The sequence below is a fragment of the Paenibacillus sp. OAS669 genome (assembly GCF_014873645.1).
Lineage (GTDB): Bacteria > Bacillota > Bacilli > Paenibacillales > NBRC-103111 > Paenibacillus_S > Paenibacillus_S vulneris.
The window spans coordinates 14,763-36,645 of sequence record NZ_JADBDR010000002.1 but is presented as its reverse complement, the minus strand read 5'-3'; the positions used below and the strand labels follow the sequence as shown (position 1 = coordinate 36,645).

The window sequence follows — 21,883 nt, the reverse complement described above, 5'->3', positions numbered from 1 at the left end:
TGTGCAGGAACAAGTAAACCAACGCCATGACGGCGTTGGTTTAAGGTCGTTGCATTATTCCTCGTCTTCACTTATGTTTCTACCAGCTGGTCGTATAGGGCAGCGTATTGCTGCGCAGACTTGCGCCAGCTGAAATCCTTCTTCTTAATGTTTGCCATGATTCGGGTCCAAGCCTCTTCGTCATGGTACAGCTGTACAGCTCTTTCTACCGTATACAGCATATCATGAGCGTTATAATGCGCGAAGCTGAACCCGGTCCCTTCCCCTGTAGATTCATTATAGGGCTGCACGGTATCCTTCAACCCGCCGGTTTCACGGACTATAGGAACCGAGCGATAGCGCATAGCTATAAGCTGTCCAATCCCGCAGGGCTCGAACTGGGACGGCATCAGAAACAAATCTGAGCCGGCATACATTTGACGAGCTAATCCTTCATCGAACAGAATATTCGCCGACAGCTTGTCCGGATAACGGTCGGCTGCCCACCGGAACAGCTGCTCATAACGATGTTCGCCGGTACCCAGAATAACCCATTGCGCATCCAGCTGGATTAATTCTTCAATGACGCGGTCGATAAGCGCAAGGCCCTTTTGCTCCACCAGACGCGTTACCAGAGCGATCAACGGCACATCCTTGTTGACCGGCAATCCCAGCCTCTCCTGCAGCTTGACTTTGTTCATTTGCTTCTTCGGCAGGGAGTCACGGTAATTGACCTCCAGATGCGGATCGGTCATCGGATCGAATTCTTCGTAGTCGATTCCGTTTATGATGCCAAGTAGTCTTCCGCTCTGGCTTCGCATAAGACTGTCCAAATATTCTCCATAGAACGGTGTCTGTATCTCCTGAGCGTAGGTAGGGCTAACGGTAGTAATAAAGTCGGAGTATAACAGCCCGCCCTTCATAAAGCTAGCGCCTCCATACTGCTCTAACGCATACCCGGTGAAATGCTCGTCCCCTAGAGCAAAAAAGTCTTTGAACTGCTCCTTGGCGAACACCCCTTGATATTTTAAATTATGAACGGTCATGATCGTCTTGATGTTCGCATATTCAGGCTGATAGCTGAAGTGAACTCTGTGCAGCACAGGAACCATCCCCGCTTGCCAGTCATGGCAGTGAAGAATATCCGGAATGAAATCGATGTGCTGCATCGAATCCATAACCGCCCTGCAGAAGTAGGCATAACGCTCTGCATCATCGCCATATCCGTAACAGCCACGGCGCTTGAAATAATATTCGTTATCGACAAAATAAAAGATAATGCCGTCATGCTCCAGCTTCAGAATCCCGCAGTACAGCTGCCGCCATCCCATCTCCAGAGTAAAGGTCGCCACGGTCTCCATGGCTTTGGTGTAGACCTCTGGGATATCCTCGTAGTTCGGCAGTATAACTCTTACGTCAATCCCTTGCTTGGCCAGCTCCTTCGGCAGAGATCCGATAACATCGGCCAAGCCTCCGGTTTTGGCAAAAGGTACGGCTTCCGACGCAGCGAATAACACTTTCATGGCTTCCTACCACTCCTTTATTATATTGCGTGCTGGAAGTCTTCTTCCAACACGCTGTTTTTTCTATATAACCTTGGTCTTGGAAGCGATAAACGGTGCTTGTTTGTCTCCAGTCAGTACACGACCTCTACTAATAAACACATCTTTGTCCAGAATCGCATTCTCTATAATGACATTTTCTTCAATTTCGCAGTTTTGCAAGATGATGCTGTTCTTTACATAAGCCCCTTTGCGTATTTTTACGCCCCGGAACAATATGCTGTTCTCTACCTTGCCTTCAATTGTGCACCCATTGGCAATCAGAGCATTGCGAGCATGAGCATTCTCCGCATACCGCGCCGGAGGCTCATCCTTAACCTTTGTATATATCAGGTGCTTCTGGAAGAACAGCTCGCGCCATACCTTCGGATTCAACAGCTGCATGCTATGTTTATAGTAACTTTGAATCGTATTCACTATGCCAGTATGCCCTTGATGCATATAGCCGTAGACGCTCAGCTTATCGATATTTTTCATAATACCGTCTCTTACCAGATGATCGTATCCTTGCGCCAGGCAGGATTCTACCATATCAAGCAGCAGCTCCTTGCTCATGACATACATTTCCATAGAAATGCTGTCGTTACGCAGGCGGCCAGATTGATCCTCCATTACAGTGACCTGGCCGTCTTCTTTGACGGCAAGCCGGCGGAATTTGGCGAATTCCTCATCGTCCGCTTGCTTATACACAACGGTAATATCCGCATTGCTCTCCAGATGCTGATCCAACACGTCGTTCAAGTCAATATTACACACGATATGGCTGCGTGAAATAACGACATACTCTTCCCGGGCGCGGTAGAAATAATCCCGATGGCTATAAAATTGAAATAAATCGCCGCGCGCCATGCCTGTCGTCTCATGAAGAATCGCAGGCAGCAGGAATAGTCCGCCCCGCTTGCGATCCAGATCCCATTCCTTGCCTGAGCCCAAGTGGTCCATCAGGGAGCGGTATTTATGCTGCGTAAACACTGCAACATTCTCGATGCCGGAATTCACCATATTAGATAACGTAAAATCGACCAATCGGTATCTCGCTCCAAAAGGCACGGAGGCCACGCAGCGAGAATAGGTCAGTTCTTCCAGATCATCCGGCTCGTTCACCAGATTGATTACGCCCATCATACGCTTCATAAGAACTCACCCTTTCAAGTTGGCCATCGTTGCTGCCATTGTGATAGTCTCGTTACTGCCGATCAAAATAATATTGGATTGCTCGTCAGGCTCGCCAATAACGCAGCCGTCTTCTATCGTCGTGTTTTCGCCAATGATAGCCTTGTATATTTTTACGTTGCTCCCGATGCGTACATTCGGCATGATGACAGAATCTTTTATAAAGCTTCCTTCCCCGACCTGCACGCCATAGAACAAGACGGAATGGTCTACTTCTCCGAGCACGCTGCATCCTTCATTAATCAGGCTGCGGCGGATTTGTGCGGTTGGAGCCACATACTGTCCGGGCTGGCACGGGTTGACGGAATAGATACGCCATTCCGGATCATTCAGATTAAATAACGGCTGGTTCTCCAATAAATCCATATTGGCTTCCCACAGGCTTTCTATCGTGCCCACGTCTTTCCAGTACCCTTCGAATGGATAGGCGAACATATTTAACCGCTCCCGCAGCATGAGTGGAATGACATCCTTGCCGAAGTCTTTGCTGGAATCAGGATTCATCTCATCCTTGCCCAAATACGATTTGAGCACCTGCCAGTTAAATATGTAAATGCCCATCGAAGCCAGGTTGCTCTTGGGCTCCTTCGGTTTTTCGGCAAATTCGATGATCCGGTCATCATCGTCCGTACTCATAATCCCGAAGCGGCTGGCTTCCTCCCACTTCACCTCGATGACGGCGATCGTTGCGTCGGCGCCTTTTCGTTTGTGGAAATCAAGCATCATATCGTAGTCCATCTTATAGATGTGATCGCCTGATATCACCAGCACATACTCCGGATCGTATTGTTCGATAAACGATATGTTCCGGTAAATGGCATTGGCTGTTCCTTTATACCAATCCCCGCCTTGCTGCTCCATATAGGGAGGCAGCACCGTAACGCCGCCGTTTTTGCGGTCAAGGTCCCAAGGGGTTCCAATGCCGATATATGTATTTAAAACCAATGGTTGATATTGTGTAAGTACACCAACGGTGTCGATTCCTGAATTCGTGCAGTTGCTAAGCGTAAAATCGATGATCCGGTACTTCCCTCCAAAATGAACGGCAGGCTTAGCCAATTTACTGGTCAATACGCCTAAACGACGTCCTTCTCCCCCTGCAAGCAGCATGGCCACGCACTCTTTTTTTCGCATCAACCTATCCCCTTTCTCTTTTACCAGCGATTGCTTTACGTCGAATCTTGACAGGCTCTATAAAGACGGTTGCTAACGGTGGAATCGTGATATGCAAACTGAAGGGCTGTGAATGCCACTCCACCTTCTCGGTTTTCAGCTTGCCCGTATTCAACTGTCCGGACCCGCCATAGACAGGGGTATCACTGTTAAAGAGCTCCCTATATTCTCCTGCATAAGGTACGCCGATTCGGTATCTGGCGTGGGTTACCGGTGTAAAGTTACAAACGGCAACTAAGAAATCTTCCGGGTCGTTGGAATGTCTGATAAAGGTAACGATGCTTTGGTCGCGGTCATGCGGGTCGATCCAGGTAAAGCCCTCGGGCCTATGGTCCAGCTCCCATAGCGCTTTCTCCTGCAAGTAAAGGTGGTTTAAATCGTGGACGTATTGATGCATACTGCGGTGGCTGTCATAGGTGAGCATCTCCCAATCCAAATCCTCGAGATCCTTCCACTCATCGAACTGACCGAATTCGCCGCCCATAAACAGCAGCTTTTTGCCGGGGTGCGCCATCATGTAGCCGAACAGCACCCTGAGGTTAGCGAATTTTTGCCAATAGTCACCAGGCATCTTGTTGAGTAGTGATTTTTTGCCGTGAACCACCTCATCATGCGATAGAGGCAGCACGTAATTTTCGGAGTAAGTGTACATAAACGAGAAGGTAAGCATATTATGCTTGCTTTTGCGGAAATACGGGTCAGTCTCCATATAGCGGAGCATATCGTTCATCCATCCCATATTCCATTTGTAATTAAAGCCAAGACCCCCGGAATAAACCGGAGCAGTTACAAGCGGCCAATCGCTGGAATCCTCAGCCATCATGAGCGCGTTAGGGTAGTGGGCAAACACGGTCTGGTTCAGCTTTTTCAAAAAAGCGATCGCCTCCAGATTTTCATCCCCGCCCTGCTCATTCTTAATCCATTCATTGCGCGGCTTGCCAAAATTCAAGTACAGCAGGCTGGCTACCGCATCGACGCGCAATCCGTCAATATGGAACACATCCATCCAAAAGAGGGCGTTGGAAATAAGGAAGCTAACCACCTCAGGCTTGGAAAAGTCAAACGACATCGTCCCCCACTGAGGCTTCTCCGCTCTCGAAGGATCCTTGTGCTCATAGAGAGGTTGGCCGTCAAAATGGCGCAGTCCGTGATCATCCTTGACAAAATGACCCGGAACCCAGTCCATAATAACGCCGATTCCGCACTGATGGCATCGGTCCACGAAATACATGAAGTCCTTCGGAGTTCCGAATCGGCTCGTGACCGAATAATACCCGGTAGCCTGATATCCCCATGAGCGATCATACGGATGCTCGGCCAAGGGAAGCAGCTCCACATGCGTGTATCCCATATGCACGACATAGTCGATCAGCTCATCAGCCAGCTCCCGATAGGAGTAATACTGGTCTTCAGGCTTCTTTTTCCATGTTCCCAAATGGACTTCATAAATGTTCATAGGCTGTGCATAGGGGGACTGCTGCTTGTGCTGCCACTCCTGATCATGCCACTCATAGCCCTCCAACGATGTCACACGCGAGGCCGTACCCGGTTTCAGCTCAGAGTAAAAAGCATACGGGTCCGCCTTCCATACCAATGTGCCCTGGGCGGTTACGATTTCGTACTTGTAGTACTCGCCTTCCTTGACTCCCGGAACGAACAAGCTCCATACTCCCCAGGTACTCACCTTACGGAGAACGTGGCTGCTTCCGTTCCAAAAGTTAAAATCCCCAATGACTCGGACTTCACGGGCATGCGGCGCCCAGACGGTAAACCGAACGCCAAGGGTGCCTTCATGTTCCGTAAAATGCGCTCCCAGCACCCGGTAACTGCGGAATAAGCTCCCCTCATGGAAGAGGTAAAGATCTTCCGGACCGGGGATTACGCTCATCATAGGTCATACATCCCCTTTTTGTTCAATTTTGCGGCCTCTATTAATCAAATACTACATCGGGCTGCAAATTCCTTTCCGTACTTTTCAAATTCTACAGCAATTCTGAAAACATCCTTATTTTCCACTACATGGTAAATTTTTATTTCATTTCCTATGTATTCTCGAAGAAAATCTTTATTTTACAAGCTCCGCTAAAAAGCGATCGGATCTCTATAAAATTGACATTAGTTGACCTTTTTCTAACGGGTATGCAGGAAATTGCCGCTTGAGCTTGAATATCTTCTACTGGACTATATCATGAGTTAGTAAAAGAGAGGATGAATTCCCCCAATGAACGACAAGTTTAAAGGGCTCGTGCTTGGACTATCCCTTGGCGTCATGCTGACCGGATCGGTCGCTTATGCGAGCGGGACACAGATTGAAGTATATTTTCAAAACATCAAATATATGTTTGACGGAATCGTGAAAACGCCGACCGAAGAACAGGGTCAAGGGTTTATCTATAACGGGACCACGTATGTGCCGCTTCGTTTCGTCAGCGAAGCCCTCGGCAAGGAAGTCCAATGGGACGGCGATACCCAAACCGTATGGGTCGGCAAAAAAGTCGATATGGCTGCCGTTGTGGCCACCTATGAAGGAGGCCAGGTAACCCGCGGGGATTACGAGAAATTCGCCTACATTCTTCGTATGACCAATCCGCAATACGGTGCCAAAGAACCTGACGATGCATTCAAACAATATGTTATTAACCAGATTATCGCTTCCCGCATCATCAACAGTAAATTAAATGAAACGGACCGCGCGGAAGCTCTCGAGTCCGCTGAAAAGCAAGTCGCGGAAGCCAAATCATTTCTTGACGCTCGTGCGGCTGACATGAGTAAACAAGGAATTACCGAGTCGGATATCCGTAACTATGTTCAGGGTGTGGTAGCTACCCAGACATGGCTCGATTCGACGGCGGACGAGCCTACTGTCAAAGCGGCTTACGACCAGGCGGTGGCAAATAACGACGAGTCCATTATCAGCGCCTCGGTACGTCATATTCTGATTATGAAGGAAGATGACAACGGAAAGGCACGCACGGAGGCCGAAGTTTCCCAAAAGCTTAAGGAGGTTCAGGATAAGCTGAAAAATGGCGGGGATTTCGCTGCATTGGCCAAACAGTACTCCGAAGACCCCGGCTCCAGCGACAACGGAGGCTTGTACACGAACGAGCCTGTAGTCAAATGGACGGATGCCTTCAAGAAAGCGACCATCTCTCTCGAGCTGAACAAAATCAGCGATCCGGTAGAAACCGAGTACGGATACCACATCATCCGCGTAGAGTCTCGCACCACGCGTTCTTATGACGATGTGAAGGAAACCATCAAAAATCAGCTCATTGATAAGAACTACAATCAATTCATGACGAAAGAGCTGCCTGCGTTGATTGAGCATGTAGATTTGCCCAAATAAATAAACACTCCAAAAGACCGGGGACGCTCCCCGGTCTTCTTGCATGGCATTGTGCAAGCAATTAGTGTAAAATGTGGTAGGATCAAAGATATGCATGGGTATAGCCCTAGAAGGAAGGTAACGTCATGTTTGCAGCACACGATTGGAAAGATTATGAATTAATCGATACGGGTAACGGGGAAAAGCTGGAGCGTTGGGGACAAATCGTTCTTCGGCGTCCTGACCCGCAAATCATTTGGCCGATTGGCAAGGAAACCGGTCAATGGCGAAACGCCGATGCCCACTATCATAGAAGCTCCAGCGGCGGCGGTCAATGGGAATATAAACAGGATCTTCCGGAGCGCTGGACCATCTCCTACGATAAGCTGAAATTTCATATCAAGCCGACCAGCTTTAAGCATACCGGTCTTTTCCCGGAGCAGGCGGCGAACTGGAATTGGATGATCGATAAGATTCAGGGGGCCGGACGCAGCATTCGCGTTCTGAATTTATTTGCTTACACCGGTGGAGCCAGCGTAGCCTGCGCTTATGCCGGCGCGGAAGTATGTCATGTGGATGCATCGAAGGGCGTAGTTCAATGGGCCAAGGAAAACCTGCAGCTGTCCGGGCTCGGCGACCGTCCTGTCCGGTTTATTACGGACGATGTCTTCAAATTCGTCCAGCGGGAGCAGCGCCGCGGCAGCCGGTATGACGCCATTATTATGGACCCGCCTTCCTATGGCCGTGGTCCTAGCGGAGAGACTTGGAAGCTCGAAACCAACCTCTACCCATTCGTAGAGTCCTGCATGCAAATTATGTCGGACAAGCCGCTTTTCATGCTGATCAACTCTTACACAACGGGGATTTCGGCAACCGTGCTGAAAAATATTTTGGCCATGTCCATGGGCAGATCCTATGGAGGCAATATTACCTGCGGCGAAATCGGACTCCCGATTACAGCATCCAAGCTTATGCTCCCGTGCGGCATTCTAGGACGCTGGGAGGCTTAACCTATGGGTCAGGCCTCTCTCCCCTCCATTCCGGTATTATATGAAGACAATCATGTAATTGTCGTCGTTAAGCCGGTGAATGTCCCGACCCAAGAGGACCAGTCACAGGATCCGGATTTGCTTACGATGATTAAGCAGGACTTGAAACACAGGCATCAGAAGCCCGGTAACGTCTATTTGGGACTCGTTCACCGGTTGGATCGGCCTGTAGGCGGCGTTATGGTATTTGCCAAAACCTCCAAAGCCGCCTCGCGGCTATCCGATGCCGTTCGAACCCGTTCCATACGCAAAATCTATTCGGCCGTGGTGAATGGCAAGCCGAAACAGCCGCAAGGAACCTTGACCCATTACTTGCTCAAGGACTCCAAGACGAACACCGTTTCCGTAGTGCCGCCCAACAAGCCTGGAGCCAAAGAAGCTATATTGGATTATACGGTTGTCGATCATAGTGAAGGACTCTCTCTTGTCCGGGTTGAGCTTCACACCGGGAGACCTCATCAAATCCGGGTTCAATTCTCTGCGATAGGCTGTCCGCTCGTTGGTGACCAGCGCTATGGCGCTCACCTGACGAAGCCCGGGCAGCAAATCGCTCTTTGGTCAACCGAGCTTAGCTTCGAGCACCCTACTACAAAGGAAACGCTGCGCTTTCGCTCGAATCCGCCCAAAGCGTACCCTTGGTTTCTTTGGGGCGATAGATTCCAGTAATGAGCTAATCTGATCCGCATTGCGGCATCCTTTTTTCATAGCTCAATGAGAGCTTTCCTACTGCATGACATTATGACCAATCACTAAAACAGCGGTTTCCGCTGTCTTCAGGTTGTTTAGAAACCGTGTTTTGTTTGAACTATGCCACATATGGAGGTGGGGTATGCCTCGGAGGAGTTTACGTCCGCCTTTGAAACCCGTGAAAATACCGCTAAATATAGTCTACTTTCACGGGTTTCAATAGCGGCTGGAGGGGCATACCCCACCAGAGTATATTGGCAGTAGTTCAAGCTCTATTGGTTTCCCGACAAACTCAAGACAGCGGTCTCCGCTGTCTTTTTTAACCTCTCCAAGGTCCAAACGGGCAGCCGCCGTTCTTTCCACTTTCAACAGCCGGATCAACCGGACTTATAGCGATCGAAGTCTATCATCTTTCGTAAACCACAGCTTATAGCTTAGTAAGCTTAGTATAATACTAGTTAATGCAGCCGACGATACGAGAGTAAACATAATTAGAATTTGATATTTAACGGCTTGAACCGGATCCGCTCCCGCGACTATCATCCCGGTCATCATCCCGGGCAGCTGGACCAGGCCCACTGTTTTCATTCCGTCAATCGTAGGGATCATGCTGGATTTGACGGATCGCTTCAGCGGTTCGTGTATCGCCTGGCGCGACGTCGCTCCAAGCGACAACAGCACCTCAATTTCCCCCTTGGACGCCTGAACCTCACGCTTCATTTGATTAATGAAGAGGCCGGATACGACCATTGCGCTTCCTATGGTGATCCCGCTGATCGGAATAATATATTGAGGGGTCTTCTCTATGATTCCCAAACCAAGCAGCAGTGCCATGGTTAGCCCTTCCGTCGTAGAAATCGCAATGGCGATTCGCCATCGGATGCCGGAGAGCCCTTTTCCCCTCGAGCCTGCATTCCAGGAAGCTACGGCGATCATCATGCACAAGATGAGAATTAAAAACACTGGCTGCCGGGCGTTAAATACGAATTGAAGCACATAGCCGATGAACAGCAGTTGTACGGCAGAACGGACCGTACCGATAGCAATTTCTTTGCCCAAGCCTAGCTTTTGCCACATCGAAATCAGGATCGTTATGGCAATAAATACAAGCGTGAAGCTTAATGCCACATTATTCATAAGTGCCTCCTTCACCGCACTTTGTGACCTGGAGAAATTTTTGCCCGATTTCCGTATCCGGTCTCTCAAAGAAATCACTGGTTGGACGGTCTTCCAGCAAAGTGTGGTCTGCCATAAACCATACTCTGTGACTCGTTGCACGCGCCTGCTCCAGATCATGGGTAACCCAGATCAGGGAGGTTCCGTATTTCTCATGCCACGCTTGCAGCAGCTTCTCCACAGCCTGTTTGCTGTGCAAATCCAGGGAAGCCGTAATTTCGTCCAGCAGCAGTAGTTGCGGCTGCATCAGCAAGGAACGGACTAACGCTACTCTTTGTTTCTCTCCTCCGGATAAATCCTGCGCGTTCTTGCTCCAATCCATTTCCTCCAGACCAACATTCCGCATCAATTCCATGGCTAATGGCGCATTGAAGGACTGCCGATGCAAAAGACTGACCGTCTTCAGATTATGCTCTACAGAGCCTTCCAGCATGACTGCATGCTGTGCAACGAAGCCAATTTTCTTACGCCAAGCCTGCGGATTCCACTGCGTCGAAACACGCCCCTCGTACCGAATCGTGCCCTCCTCCGCGGCATCCAGCATCGCGATAATCCTCAGAAGCGTGCTTTTTCCTTGACCCGATAACCCTAGCAGTGAGATGATCGAAGGCTCCGCTACGCGTGTGCTAACATTGGAAAATAAACATTTCCATCCTTCCTGCTGCTGGATGCTTTTTTTCAAGCCGTTTATTTCTAAAACCGGATAATCGTTCACTAAGTACCCCTTCCTGCCGCCCAAAAATAAATGTCAGACCGATAACAAAAACTCTATATATTATAACTTTTTCCATAAGGTTTCGCACAGCCCAAACTAATGAGCCCCCTTAAGGTTGGCTTGGCCACGAAGTAGATTCAGGCGCCTTGCGTGAAGCCCCAAAATGTAAATCCTCTATAGATATTGAAAAAACCGTCCAGGAGCATCCTCCCGAACGGTTTTAACCCATCTTATAAGTCGCATCTCTCCGCCGCGTCTACCGTATGCTTCAGCAGTGTCGCAATGGTCACAGGACCTACACCCGCAGGTACCGGAGTTATGGCACCGGCGATACCGAGGCAGGCCTCGTAATCAACATCGCCGACATTCATTTGGTTGTAGCCTGCATCGAGAACAACGGCTCCCTGCTTGATCCAGCTGCCTTGGACGAACCTCGGCTTTCCTACCGCTGCAACGACGATATCCGCCGATCTTACGATGTCGGATAATTGGTTCGTCTTCGAATGACAGATCGTAACTGTGGCATTGCGGTTCAACAGCATCAGGGAGACCGGCTTGCCCAGAATAGGGCTTCGGCCAATTACAACGGCATGTTTGCCTTCGATCGGAAGCTGATACGCATCCAGAATCGCCACAATGGCCGCAGGAGTACAGGACGGGTACAGGCCGAACCCGAATGCCGTCTGCGCAAAACCAAGCGTCGTTACCCCATCTACGTCCTTCTCGATACGAATTGCCTCAAAAGCCGCCCGTTCATCAATATGATGAGGTACCGGATGCTGAAGCAATATGCCGTGGACGGTCGAATCCTCATTCAGCTGCCGAATGACTTCTACTAACTGCTCTGTAGTTGTGCCCGGTTCAAGGTGAATGCGTCTTGATTCCATCCCGAGTCTTCTACAGGCATTTCCCTTCATACGGACATAGGTCTCCGATGCCGGGTCGTCACCTACCAGAATCGTCGCTAAGCACGGGGTTACTCCCCGTTCAGTCAATCTCCTAATTCTTGGTTCCAGCTGCTCCTTGATACGTGCTGCTACACTTGCGCCATCCAAAATGATGCTCATGTTCCGTCATCCTTTCCATTTGGAAGTGGTAAAAACGCAAAAAGGCAAGAGGAGCATTCCTCTTACCTTAGCCCAGGCGTACGGCCACAAATATCCTATGTGCTCCCTCATGGTTCCCCATGTTCCGCCAGTTACACATAGCTCAGTTATCCCTATAATACCCTTAATTTCCCTAGAAGGCAACTAGGCGTTAGCCACTTTTCCGAGCAAATAAACGAGCAGCTGCTGATTATGAGCGGAAATACGGCTCAAATAGCTCTGTAAAAACCGTTCGCGGATAATAACTCCGCGCTCGCACTCCTGTTTCCCTTTGTCCGTCACCTGCACCCAAACGATGCGCCGATCCTTGCCGTCGCGTTCCCTGCTTATTAATCCGGCCTTTTCCATCCGGTCCAGCAATGTAGTGATCGCTGCGGGTGTCGTATCCAGGTATTCTATAAAATCCGACGGCTTCATCCTCTCGTGACCGGACAATAGCTCCAAAACCGTTAGCTGCCCTTCCGTCAAGGTAGGTGACAGCTCGGTTTCCATATGATTGCGCAAATCCTTGGATAATTTCCACCACAACTTAGCAAATTCCTGAGTAATCACTGATCATCACTCCTGCATCTACTATTCTTTGAATCGATTCTCTCTATTGCTTCGTGCTCTGCTATATTAGATCCGAGTTTTCTTGGCTAGTAACCTTATTATACCATTGTCATCGTGCGGTTTAAAGGTTAACAGCATAAATACTTTAAGACATTAAACGATAAAAAAGAGGAACATTAGACCCTATTCAACATATATTGCTACATGGGCTTTTCAAGAGAAGCGGAGCTTGTCAATTCATGCGGAGGAGTGATATGCGAATGGAAACGTGGAAGCAGTTGATTGGAGAAAAGGCGCTGCAAAAAGGAATAATAAACGACCCACAATGGCTGGATAAATTGGATGAGCCCATGCCTGTGTGGGTCGTATTGGAGCTTATGTTGAAATGCTTGGAGCGTTTGGACTCCGATTACAGCAGCTACGATTAATCGATCTTGAGCAGATCCGTAATCATATCCGTTTTGGAGATAGGAACGGCTTGCCGTCCGGTTGATTTACGCTGTTCAATCGGCGTGCTTTCCGACGAGAAGGATACCCGTTCACCGCTTTGCAATACCGCGGTAAGCAGAATCTCTTCTTTCACGGCATATGCCTTCACCAATGCTGTTCCGTTAGGCTTGACCCGTTTGCCGTCCTTGAATTCGAACGTGATTATTCCTTTACCGCCCCGGCCTTGAACCGGATAATCCAGGATCAGTGAACGCTTGGCATACCCGAGATCGGTGACGACAAGCAGTTCGCCCTCCTCCCCATCAATCCACTCAGCGCTGATGACTTCGTCATCATCCTTTAACTGAATTCCGCGAACCCCGGCTGCGGCGCGTCCCATCGGGTTCACTTCATCCTCTCTGAAACGGATAGCCATTCCTTGCTTCGTTACAAGAAGAATATCTTGATCATTCGTACTGACGCGAACGTCCAGGATCGCATCGTTCTCTCCTACCTTGCTGGCTACGATGCCGATCGAGCGATTCGTCATGTATTCCTTCAGCTCCGTACGCTTCACCTGTCCCCGCTTACTTACGAATACAAGCGATTTGCCCGGTTCGTCAAAATCCCGTACCGGAATGACGTTGACGATCCGATCCTCTTTAGGCGTAGGAATGACATTGACTATGGCCGTTCCGTTTTCCTTCCATTTATACTCTGGGACCTGATGCACCGGCAGGAGGTAATACTGGCCTCTCTGCGTAAAGATTAACAGGTTATCCAGTGTGTTCACTTCCAGCAAATAACGTACATAATCGCCTTCCTTCAAGCCGGTCTTCTCCAGTTCCCCACCGGAACGGGTAAAAGAAAGCTTGCTCGTCCGTTTAATATAGCCTTCGTTGGATAGGGTAACAAAAACATCCTCGGCCGATACCATGACCTCCAGATTGACCTTCAGCTCCTCAACCTCGTTCTGAATGTCGGAACGGCGGTCGATGCCGTATTTATTACGAATTTCGGTCATTTCATCCTTAATGACCGCCATGAGCTTCTTCTCGCTGCCCAGAATACCGCGCAGCTGCGCGATCGTCTTCTGTACGTCCTTCAATTCCTTTTCAATCGCATGAATCTCCAGATTCGTCAAGCGGTACAGCTGCAAGGTAAGAATGGAATCCGCCTGGCGCTCGGTAAAGCCGAATTGGGAAACCAAGTTGTTTTGTGCGTCTTGACGGTTCTTCGACGCTTTAATCGTCGCAATGACTTCATCCAGGATGTTTAGCGCCTTGGCTAGGCCTTCGAGTACATGCGCGCGGTCTTCAGCCTTCTCAAGCTCATATTGGGAGCGAAAAGTCACAACTTCCTTCTGATGCTGGATATAGGCTTGCAGAATCTCTCTGACACCCAGCTGCTTCGGCGTTTTGTTTACAATCGCCACCATATTGAAGTTATAGGTGACCTGCAAATCCGTCTTTTTGAACAAGTAGGCCAAGATACCTTGCGCATCGGCCTCCTTCTTCAGTTCCACTACGATGCGCAGACCATCGCGGCCGCTCTCGTCTCTTACGACGGAGATGCCCTCGATTTTTTTCTCCAGACGGATATTCTCCATCGCGGTGACCAGCCTCGACTTCACGACCTGGTACGGAATCTCCGTAATAACAATCTGCTGGATGCCGCCGCGCAGCGTCTCAATCTCGGTCCGTGATCTTAGATGTATGCGCCCTTTGCCCGTTTCAAATGCCTCGCGAATTCCCTCGGAGCCCATAATAATGCCGCCTGTAGGGAAATCCGGACCTTTCATGACCTGCATCAGCTCGTCGATCGGCATCGCAGGCCGATCCATCAAAGCTATGCACGCATCAATAACCTCTCGTAAGTTATGAGGAGGAATTTCCGTTGCAAAGCCGGAGGAAATCCCGCTGACTCCATTGACAAGCAGGTTCGGATAGCGTGCAGGAAGGACTACAGGCTCCTTCGTTGTGTTATCGAAGTTGTCCTTGAACAGCACCGTACGCTTCTCGATATCCCGCAATAACTCCATCGCGATTTCTGACAGTCGGGCTTCGGTATAACGCATGGCCGCGGCCGGATCATCATCGATCGAGCCCCAGTTGCCATGGCCGTCAACCAGCATATGGCCCATCTTCCACGGCTGCGCCATCCGTACCATACCTTCATAGATCGCAGCGTCTCCGTGGGGGTGATAGTTACCCATAACGTCACCGACCGTTTTGGCCGACTTGCGGTACGGTTTATCCGGGGTGTTGCCCGAATCATACATCGCATACAAAATACGTCTTTGCACCGGCTTCAAGCCGTCCCGCACATCGGGAATCGCACGGTCTTGAATAATATATTTAGAATAGCGACCGAACCGGTCGCCAACGACTTCTTCCAAAAATGCGGGTAAAAAATTTTCCAGTATCGTCACGACTCACCTACTCCTCGAACTCGGTAAAGTTGACATTCTCGACAATCCAACGCTTCCGCGGGTCTACTTTTTCCCCCATTAGCGTCGAAACGCGCCGTTCCGCTTTAGCCGCGTCCTCAATCTTCACCTGCAGCAGCGTCCGGGTTGCCGGGTCCATCGTCGTTTCCCACAATTGATCCGGATTCATCTCCCCTAAGCCTTTGTAACGCTGCAGTTCCACGTTTTTGCCCAATTCCTTGGTCAGTACATGGAGCTGCTCATCCGTCCACGCGTAGCGGACTGTAGTATTTTTCCCTGATTTCTTCGTCAGCTTATACAGCGGCGGCTGAGCAATAAATACTTTGCCTGAATCGATCAGCGGCTTCATATAGCGATAGAAGAACGTAAGCAGCAGCACTTGAATATGAGCGCCATCCGTATCGGCATCCGTCATAATAATGATCTTCGCATAGTTGCTTTCCGATGCGTCGAATTCCGGTCCTACGCCAGCCCCGATGGTGGCAATGATCGCCTTATACTCGTCGTTCTTCATGATGTCGAGCAGCTTGGCCTTTTCCGGATTCATCGGTTTTCCCTTGAGCGGCAGGATCGCCTGATGCTTCGAATCCCGCCCCTGCTTGGCAGAGCCGCCGGCGGAATCACCTTCCACGATAAACAGCTCATTACGCGAATAATCCTTGGATTGAGCCGGCGTCAGCTTGCCGCCCAGATTGGAGCTTTCGCTCTTTCCTTTCTTGCCGCTGCGCACTTCTTCACGCGCCTTCCGCGCGGCTTCGCGGGCCTTGGCGGATTGAACGGCTTTTTTCATAATCATTTGCGCTACTTGGGGATTTTCCTCCAGGAAAACCGCCATCTTATCCGATACGACGGAATCGACTACGCTGCGGGCCGAAGCGCTGCCCAGCTGATCCTTCGTCTGGCCGACAAATTCTACTTCCCCCATCTTAATGTTGATTACGCACATCATGCCTTCGCGCAGGTCCTGGCCGTCAAGGTTTTTATCCTTTTCCTTCAAGATGCCCGATTTTCTGGCGTAATCGTTCATAACACGGGTATATGCCGTTTTGAAGCCCGTTTCATGCGTACCGCCGCCGCGGGTCGGAATCGAGTTCACGAAGGAAACGATCGTTTCGGTATAGCCGTCATTGTACTGCAGCGCCACTTCGACCTCGATATCGTCCTTCTCGGCGCTAAAATGAATCACTTCATGCAGCACATTTTTTTCTTCATTCAAAAACTTGACGAACTGGCTGGCGCCGCCCTCGTATTGAAACGTCTCCTGTTTATCGGAACGCTCGTCCTTAATCGTCACCTGCAAGCCGGAATTAAGAAAGGCAATCTCTTGTAAGCGCTCCAGCAGCGTATCGTAGTTAACAGACGTTCCGCCCTGGAACACCCTTTTGTCCGGTTTGAACGTTACTTTGGTTCCTGTCTGCCGGGTGTTGCCAATGACCTCAAGACCGGTTGTCGGCTCGCCGACATGCTCTACGCCTTTGTCGTCAACCCAATACTCAAACCGTTGACGATGAGTTTTACCTTCCCGATAGATAGTAACCTCCAGCCATTCAGACAACGCGTTCGTAACGGAAGCACCTACGCCGTGCAAGCCCCCCGATTTCTTGTATCCTCCTCCGCCAAACTTGCCTCCGGCGTGCAGAATCGTAAAGACGACTTGCGGCGTAGGGATTCCTATCTTGTGCATGCCTGTTGGGATCCCGCGGCCATTATCCTGAACCGTTATCGATTGGTCCTTATGTATCGTCACGTCGATTTTTGTACAAAATTTGGCAAGATGCTCATCGACGGCATTATCGACAATTTCCCAAATCAAATGGTGCAAACCCGAAGTGCTTGTACTGCCTATGTACATTCCCGGTCTTTTGCGGACCGCCACAAGTCCTTCGAGTACTTGTATATCATCGGCGCCGTAGTCCGTGCGCTCGGTGGTGGAGTCGGTAAACAAATCTACCTGTTCCGTCATCGAAGCCCCCCCTTTACTCCTGAAGCTCTAGTTCTATTGTGCATTATAACATCTCGTTGTGTTAGTTCAATATATCTTTTTTCGTGAAAACCGTAAAGGATACGATAATAGATACGAATCCCCAAACGGTCAAAACCATTAAAGAAAACGGTAAATCCATGCCCTTTATCGGCGGCAGACTGCCCGTTAAATAGTCGGTCAAACGCAAATTGACCATAAATAAATATTTTGCCGTCTCCCAAGAGGATACCATATTTGTCAAGATGGTGCCGGAGATCAGCACGGCCAGCATAAGTCCCATTCCCGCGGCGGTGCTGCGGATTAGCACGGAAACCATCAAGGACATGACAGCTACAATGATCGCCGCATACCACACCAGGCCGAACTCCATGATTAAGTACAGCCATTGCTGCACCGGCCGAACGTAGGAGGTGTCCACCTCGGATCCGACAATTTTAAAGCCGAAAAATACAGGCATGTCCCAGCCGCCGTAGCCAAACACAATGCCTGAAATCAAATAACAAAGCAGTGCGGTACAGGTAACAACCAGCGATGTAAATAAAACTAAACTGATCAGCTTGCTCAGCAAGATTTTCCATCTTCCGACGGGCCTTGTCAAGAGAAGCTTTATCGTACCCGTCGAATGCTCGGAGGACACGAGGTCTGAGGCGATAACCATAACCATGAGCGGAATGAACAGCCCCACTGCGTTTTTAATAAATTCTCTTGTAAAGGTTACCCCGTTTGGCGACGCCGGATTCACATCTTTATCCAAGTAGTATTGAGCGAGCATAACTTCAACCTTGCGGAACTGCTTCCATTCTTCCGGAACACGCGCGCTTCCGATGCTTCTCGTATAGTCGACAATCTTCTGCCTTTGCTCCGCCCGCCAGTCGGTAGTACCGAACTGCTTAAGATTATTCTGGGATACTTTCAGCTGGGCATAAGTAAACATCGGGATGAGGGCGGCCAAGATGAGCAGCACGACTAACAGCCGCTTCTTTTTTATAATTTTGATACATTCGTTTTTCACTAACGGATATACGCTAACCAATACGTTTCCCCTCCGTTAAGCTTAAGAATAAATCCTCGAGCGTCGGGCTTTTCGTTTCGACCCCGTACAGCTGGATACCGGCTTCTACCATAGCACGTGTCAATGCAGGAATGTCATCGGGATTCAGCTGCGTAATAATATCGTGTACAGCCGCATCTTCTCCGCCCGTCTCTTCCTGCTTCAGAACGATTTCCAGCACCTGAATATCCGGCTTCGCTTCCAGCAGCTGAACGGCCTTCACTACCGGCGCTACACGCCAAATCACACGGCTTGCCGACTCATCGATCAGTGACTCTACCGCGCCGACCTTGATGACCTCCCCGTGCGTAATGATCGCTACCCGATCGCACATCTGTTGGATTTCACTCAGCAGGTGGCTTGAAACGAACAAGCTTAAGCCTGTTTGAGCCAGCTTCTTGATAAATTCCCGCATCTCCTTGATCCCCTGAGGATCAAGACCGTTCGTGGGCTCGTCGAGTATCAGCAGCTTCGGACGGTTCAGCAGCGCCTGGGCGATTCCAAGCCGTTGACGCATCCCGAGCGAGTAGGTTTTCACCTTATCGTGAATCCGCGCATCCATCCCGACAATATCGACCACTTCTTGAATCCTTTGTTCATCGATTCCAGGAAGCATCCGGGCAAAGTGCTCCAGGTTCTCCCATCCGCTTAGATAGGAGTAGAGCTCAGGGTTTTCAACGATACAACCGACATATTGGAGCGCTTCGTCATGATTTTTATGTACATCATGCCCGCATATCGTAATCGACCCCTCCGTCGGGGTGATGAGATCGACCAGCATGCGGATTGTCGTCGTTTTCCCCGAGCCGTTAGGGCCAAGAAACCCGAAGATTTCGCCTGCGTACACCTCAAACGAGATTCCTTTGATAATCTGCTTTTTCTTAATCGTTTTTTTGACATTATTGACTGACAGGACAACTTCCAGTTGGCTTCCCATTGCTCTGTTCTCTCCCTTATCTCATGGTCCGGTGATGCACTTTTGGCTATTTGACAATTTGGACGATTCGATCGGCTATCCGTTCATAGCCGTCCTGATTAGGGTGAAAATGATCCGTATACAAATATTTGTTGAGATTCAGCTCGAACAAATCCGCCGTAGGGACAACCACCATATGAGGATAGCGGTTCGCGATTTCGAATGCCGCCTGATTCCATTTTTGAATCAGCAGCGAGCCTTCTCTTTTCTCATCCAAATCAAGAAACGGATGGTATAGCCCGACATAGCAAACAATAGCATTCGGATTTTGCTTGGCGATCGTATCCAGAATCTGTTCTAGCCGCTTTAACGCTTCCGGCATTCTGTCCAGCGCGGCTTTAGGGTTAAAGCCCTCATCCTTCTGCCCCGTGAAAATCACTTGCCCGCCTTCGAACAAATCGTTGCCTCCCGCCGTTAACAGGATCAGATCGGCTTGGGCGATCGCGGTGCTCATGTCTTTTTTCGCTGCCATATCCTTCAAAATATCGCCGGTTCGAAATCCCGGTATGGCAAAATTATTGAGAATAAACACCGGCTTACCGAGCTGCTTCTCCAGCTTTTCCTTTGTTTGACCGACATAGCCTCTTCCCGATAAATCGCCGGTTCCCGCACTTAAGGAATCGCCTAAGGCGACGATTTGGATCTTATCCTTCGAAACAAGCGACGAGTCCTGGGGCTTGGCCGCCTCCTGCGGGGGTGCAGCCTCCGTCTGCTCTACCTTCTTTGGATAAATAATCTGGTTGATTGCATAAACAAAGCCAAATACGCACAGCAAAGTGGACAATAATGCGGCCAACCCGACGGTTCGCCACAAAAATCGAGTGGATAGCAAGACAACTTCTCCCCTTTACCAACATTCGACATATAAAAGTCGCTTTCATTTTAGAGTAGCGGTTTATGAGCAGATTTGCAAATGTGCGTCCCGTAAAAAGGTGATTCATGCGAACGCAATAGGTATAAGCCTTGCAGAGTTTCCGGAAACAGCAAAAAACCGGGAGATTTCCATCAAATCCCGGTTCCTGCATTCTATTATAACCCCAGGCTTCCCGCTTCAAACTACGTGTTGCCTGCATTTCTTTTCCGTTCCAACAACGTTAATCAGATAGTTTCCCGAGATATTTTAACGGATTTTGCTGTACGTCACCTTTCCGCACCTCAAAGTGCAGATGGACCCCCGTTGCATTCCCCGTACTTCCCATGATTCCGATTTTTTCGCCTTTTTGCACGTTTTCCCCTTCTGTAACCGCTAGTTTGCTTAGATGCCCGTATAACGTGCTGTATCCGTTCTGATGATCGAGGATGATGCAGTTGCCATACCCGGTCTTCCATCCGGCAAAGCTGACAGTCCCATAGTCTGCCGCCATAATGTTCGACTGTTCGGATACCATATCCGTGCCCGGGTGAAACGAGCCCCACCTTTGACCATAGTCACTGGTCAGCTTGGGACGATAAACCGGCCATATGAACGTACCGGTGCCAACTCCCGGAATGATTTTCGTCCCTTTCTTCACCACGGCTTTCTTGGCCGGCTGAATCGTTTTTTCCCCGGAAAGACTCTCCCCAACAAGCTCGCCGTTAATTTTGGTGATCAGGTAGCTTTTCTCCATTAAACCGTTTTCACCAATCTCCAGCGTCTCCTGGTTTCCGGCTTTCATGGTGCTATCCTCTATGTACTCAATATCATAAGGTACATCGATCGTTTCGACATGCCGCTCAACCGTTTTTACGGCAAGCAAAGGCTGAAGTACCGTAAGATTCAGCACGTCTCCGACATGAATAACTGAATTTTTGATAAACGGGTTGTTATCATAGATTACTTTCTGGCTGATATGGAACTTATACGCGATGCAAGACACACAGTCCCCGCGTTGAACGGTATATTGAATCGGCTGGGCACCTCCCGTTTCGATGGCCGCAAGCAGCTCGTCACTGTTCGCGACTTCTTCGGGCCGGATTTCCAGCTTCGCCAGCTCCACCTGTTGAACAAACTCTACGGATTGGAGATTCGACGCAGAGTCAGGGGACACAAATTTAGTTTTATACCGGTTCAGCAGCGCGTTCACAGCCTCCTCATCCTTTAAAACGCCAAGAGGCTTGCCGTCGATAAGAATCTGAACGCCGCTTGTCCGAACGGTCGCTCTTTGTTCGAGCTTCTCCAATACCTGCGCATTATCAAATGCCGCCTTGTATTCGCGTTCCCGGACATAATGAATATCTCCGATACGAAGCTCCGTCTGCACGGCAGGAAACGAGAGCCTGGCCTGCTCCTGCTTCCGGAGCAGCCAGTCGCGGACGACGTCCGTCGAATCAACGGCTCCGATTCTTTCCGTTCCTACAAAAACTTGATAACGAGTTACCATATGGTTCAGCATATAGACATAAGCAGAGGACAAAAATATAATGAGCACCGTCATAAAGCTAAAGCCGACGACCAACCATTTATTCTTCCAGCCTACTATGTAATCCACATGTACCTCCCGCAATCAGGTTTTGAAAT

At 49.6% G+C, this 21,883-nt stretch carries 18 protein-coding genes and 1 riboswitch; of the genes, 4 read left to right on the top strand and 14 right to left on the bottom strand.

Annotated features, from left to right (window positions below; translation table 11 throughout):
* Window positions 1-71: 71 nt before the first annotated feature.
* The 4 genes from glgA to glgB all read right to left on the bottom strand — a co-directional run bounded on the left by glgA (window position 72) and on the right by glgB (window position 5,778).
* The gene (gene glgA, locus GGC63_RS05540; RefSeq protein ID WP_192701466.1) at window positions 72-1,502 is read right to left on the bottom strand and encodes a glycogen synthase GlgA; all 1,431 of its coding nucleotides are present in this window, start codon (window positions 1,500-1,502) and stop codon (window positions 72-74) included.
* A 63-nt stretch (window positions 1,503-1,565) separates the two neighbouring features.
* Window positions 1,566-2,666, bottom strand: a complete 1,101-nt coding sequence (gene glgD / locus GGC63_RS05535; protein ID WP_225948023.1) for a glucose-1-phosphate adenylyltransferase subunit GlgD — start codon at window positions 2,664-2,666, stop codon at window positions 1,566-1,568.
* Between the two features lie 15 nt (window positions 2,667-2,681).
* On the bottom strand, window positions 2,682-3,848 hold the full coding sequence (locus GGC63_RS05530) for a glucose-1-phosphate adenylyltransferase (protein WP_079909018.1): 1,167 nt from the start codon (window positions 3,846-3,848) through the stop codon (window positions 2,682-2,684).
* A gap of 4 nt (window positions 3,849-3,852) precedes the next feature.
* Window positions 3,853-5,778 (bottom strand): 1,4-alpha-glucan branching protein GlgB, encoded by a 1,926-nt coding sequence (glgB, locus tag GGC63_RS05525; protein WP_192701464.1) that lies wholly within the window; start codon window positions 5,776-5,778, stop codon window positions 3,853-3,855.
* Window positions 5,779-6,108: 330 nt separating this feature from the next.
* Here glgB and GGC63_RS05520 point away from each other — a divergent pair, with 330 nt between their 5' ends.
* The 3 genes from GGC63_RS05520 (at window position 6,109) to GGC63_RS05510 (ending at window position 8,927) form a co-directional block, all read left to right on the top strand.
* Window positions 6,109-7,233 (top strand): peptidylprolyl isomerase, encoded by a 1,125-nt coding sequence (locus GGC63_RS05520; RefSeq protein WP_192701463.1) that lies wholly within the window; start codon window positions 6,109-6,111, stop codon window positions 7,231-7,233.
* 125 nt (window positions 7,234-7,358) lie between these two features.
* A complete protein-coding gene (locus GGC63_RS05515) occupies window positions 7,359-8,222 on the top strand; it encodes a class I SAM-dependent methyltransferase (protein ID WP_192701462.1) in 864 nt (287 codons plus the stop codon).
* 3 nt (window positions 8,223-8,225) lie between these two features.
* Window positions 8,226-8,927 (top strand): RluA family pseudouridine synthase, encoded by a 702-nt coding sequence (locus GGC63_RS05510; protein WP_192701461.1) that lies wholly within the window; start codon window positions 8,226-8,228, stop codon window positions 8,925-8,927.
* A gap of 408 nt (window positions 8,928-9,335) precedes the next feature.
* Here the strand turns inward: GGC63_RS05510 and GGC63_RS05505 are convergent, their stop codons facing one another.
* From GGC63_RS05505 to GGC63_RS05490, 4 genes are all read right to left on the bottom strand, one after another.
* Window positions 9,336-10,085, bottom strand: a complete 750-nt coding sequence (locus GGC63_RS05505; RefSeq protein ID WP_079909013.1) for an ABC transporter permease — start codon at window positions 10,083-10,085, stop codon at window positions 9,336-9,338.
* The gene (locus tag GGC63_RS05500; protein ID WP_318780988.1) at window positions 10,078-10,839 is read right to left on the bottom strand and encodes an ATP-binding cassette domain-containing protein; all 762 of its coding nucleotides are present in this window, start codon (window positions 10,837-10,839) and stop codon (window positions 10,078-10,080) included. The genes GGC63_RS05505 and GGC63_RS05500 overlap by 8 nt, the downstream gene beginning before the upstream one ends.
* 230 nt (window positions 10,840-11,069) lie before the next feature.
* Window positions 11,070-11,906 carry a bifunctional 5,10-methylenetetrahydrofolate dehydrogenase/5,10-methenyltetrahydrofolate cyclohydrolase gene (locus GGC63_RS05495; RefSeq protein ID WP_192701460.1) on the bottom strand — a complete coding sequence of 279 codons (837 nt, stop codon included), beginning with the start codon at window positions 11,904-11,906 and terminating at the stop codon, window positions 11,070-11,072.
* Between the two features lie 63 nt (window positions 11,907-11,969).
* A riboswitch (ZMP/ZTP riboswitch) is annotated at window positions 11,970-12,051 on the bottom strand.
* Window positions 12,052-12,089: 38 nt separating this feature from the next.
* Complete coding sequence (locus GGC63_RS05490) at window positions 12,090-12,497, bottom strand: MarR family winged helix-turn-helix transcriptional regulator (protein WP_079909011.1); 408 nt, start codon at window positions 12,495-12,497, stop codon at window positions 12,090-12,092.
* 260 nt (window positions 12,498-12,757) lie between these two features.
* Here GGC63_RS05490 and GGC63_RS05485 point away from each other — a divergent pair, with 260 nt between their 5' ends.
* Window positions 12,758-12,925, top strand: coding sequence for a hypothetical protein (locus tag GGC63_RS05485; RefSeq protein WP_179135885.1), 168 nt, complete (start codon window positions 12,758-12,760; stop codon window positions 12,923-12,925).
* Here GGC63_RS05485 and gyrA read toward each other — a convergent pair.
* The 6 genes from gyrA to GGC63_RS05455 form a co-directional block, all read right to left on the bottom strand.
* The gene (gyrA, locus tag GGC63_RS05480; RefSeq protein WP_192701459.1) at window positions 12,922-15,357 is read right to left on the bottom strand and encodes a DNA gyrase subunit A; all 2,436 of its coding nucleotides are present in this window, start codon (window positions 15,355-15,357) and stop codon (window positions 12,922-12,924) included. The two genes, GGC63_RS05485 and gyrA, sit on opposite strands and share 4 nt — an antisense overlap.
* Before the next feature lie 7 nt (window positions 15,358-15,364).
* Window positions 15,365-17,338 carry a DNA topoisomerase IV subunit B gene (parE, locus tag GGC63_RS05475; RefSeq protein WP_192701458.1) on the bottom strand — a complete coding sequence of 658 codons (1,974 nt, stop codon included), beginning with the start codon at window positions 17,336-17,338 and terminating at the stop codon, window positions 15,365-15,367.
* A 61-nt stretch (window positions 17,339-17,399) separates the two neighbouring features.
* Entirely contained in the window at window positions 17,400-18,392 is a 993-nt protein-coding gene (locus tag GGC63_RS05470; RefSeq protein WP_192701457.1) for an ABC transporter permease, read from the bottom strand.
* Complete coding sequence (locus GGC63_RS05465) at window positions 18,385-19,347, bottom strand: ABC transporter ATP-binding protein (protein WP_192701456.1); 963 nt, start codon at window positions 19,345-19,347, stop codon at window positions 18,385-18,387. The genes GGC63_RS05470 and GGC63_RS05465 overlap by 8 nt, the downstream gene beginning before the upstream one ends.
* Window positions 19,348-19,393: 46 nt before the next feature.
* The gene (locus tag GGC63_RS05460) at window positions 19,394-20,218 is read right to left on the bottom strand and encodes a GDSL-type esterase/lipase family protein (protein WP_192701455.1); all 825 of its coding nucleotides are present in this window, start codon (window positions 20,216-20,218) and stop codon (window positions 19,394-19,396) included.
* A 262-nt stretch (window positions 20,219-20,480) separates the two neighbouring features.
* Window positions 20,481-21,854, bottom strand: coding sequence for a peptidoglycan DD-metalloendopeptidase family protein (locus tag GGC63_RS05455; protein WP_192701454.1), 1,374 nt, complete (start codon window positions 21,852-21,854; stop codon window positions 20,481-20,483).
* Between the last annotated feature and the right edge of the window lie 29 nt (window positions 21,855-21,883).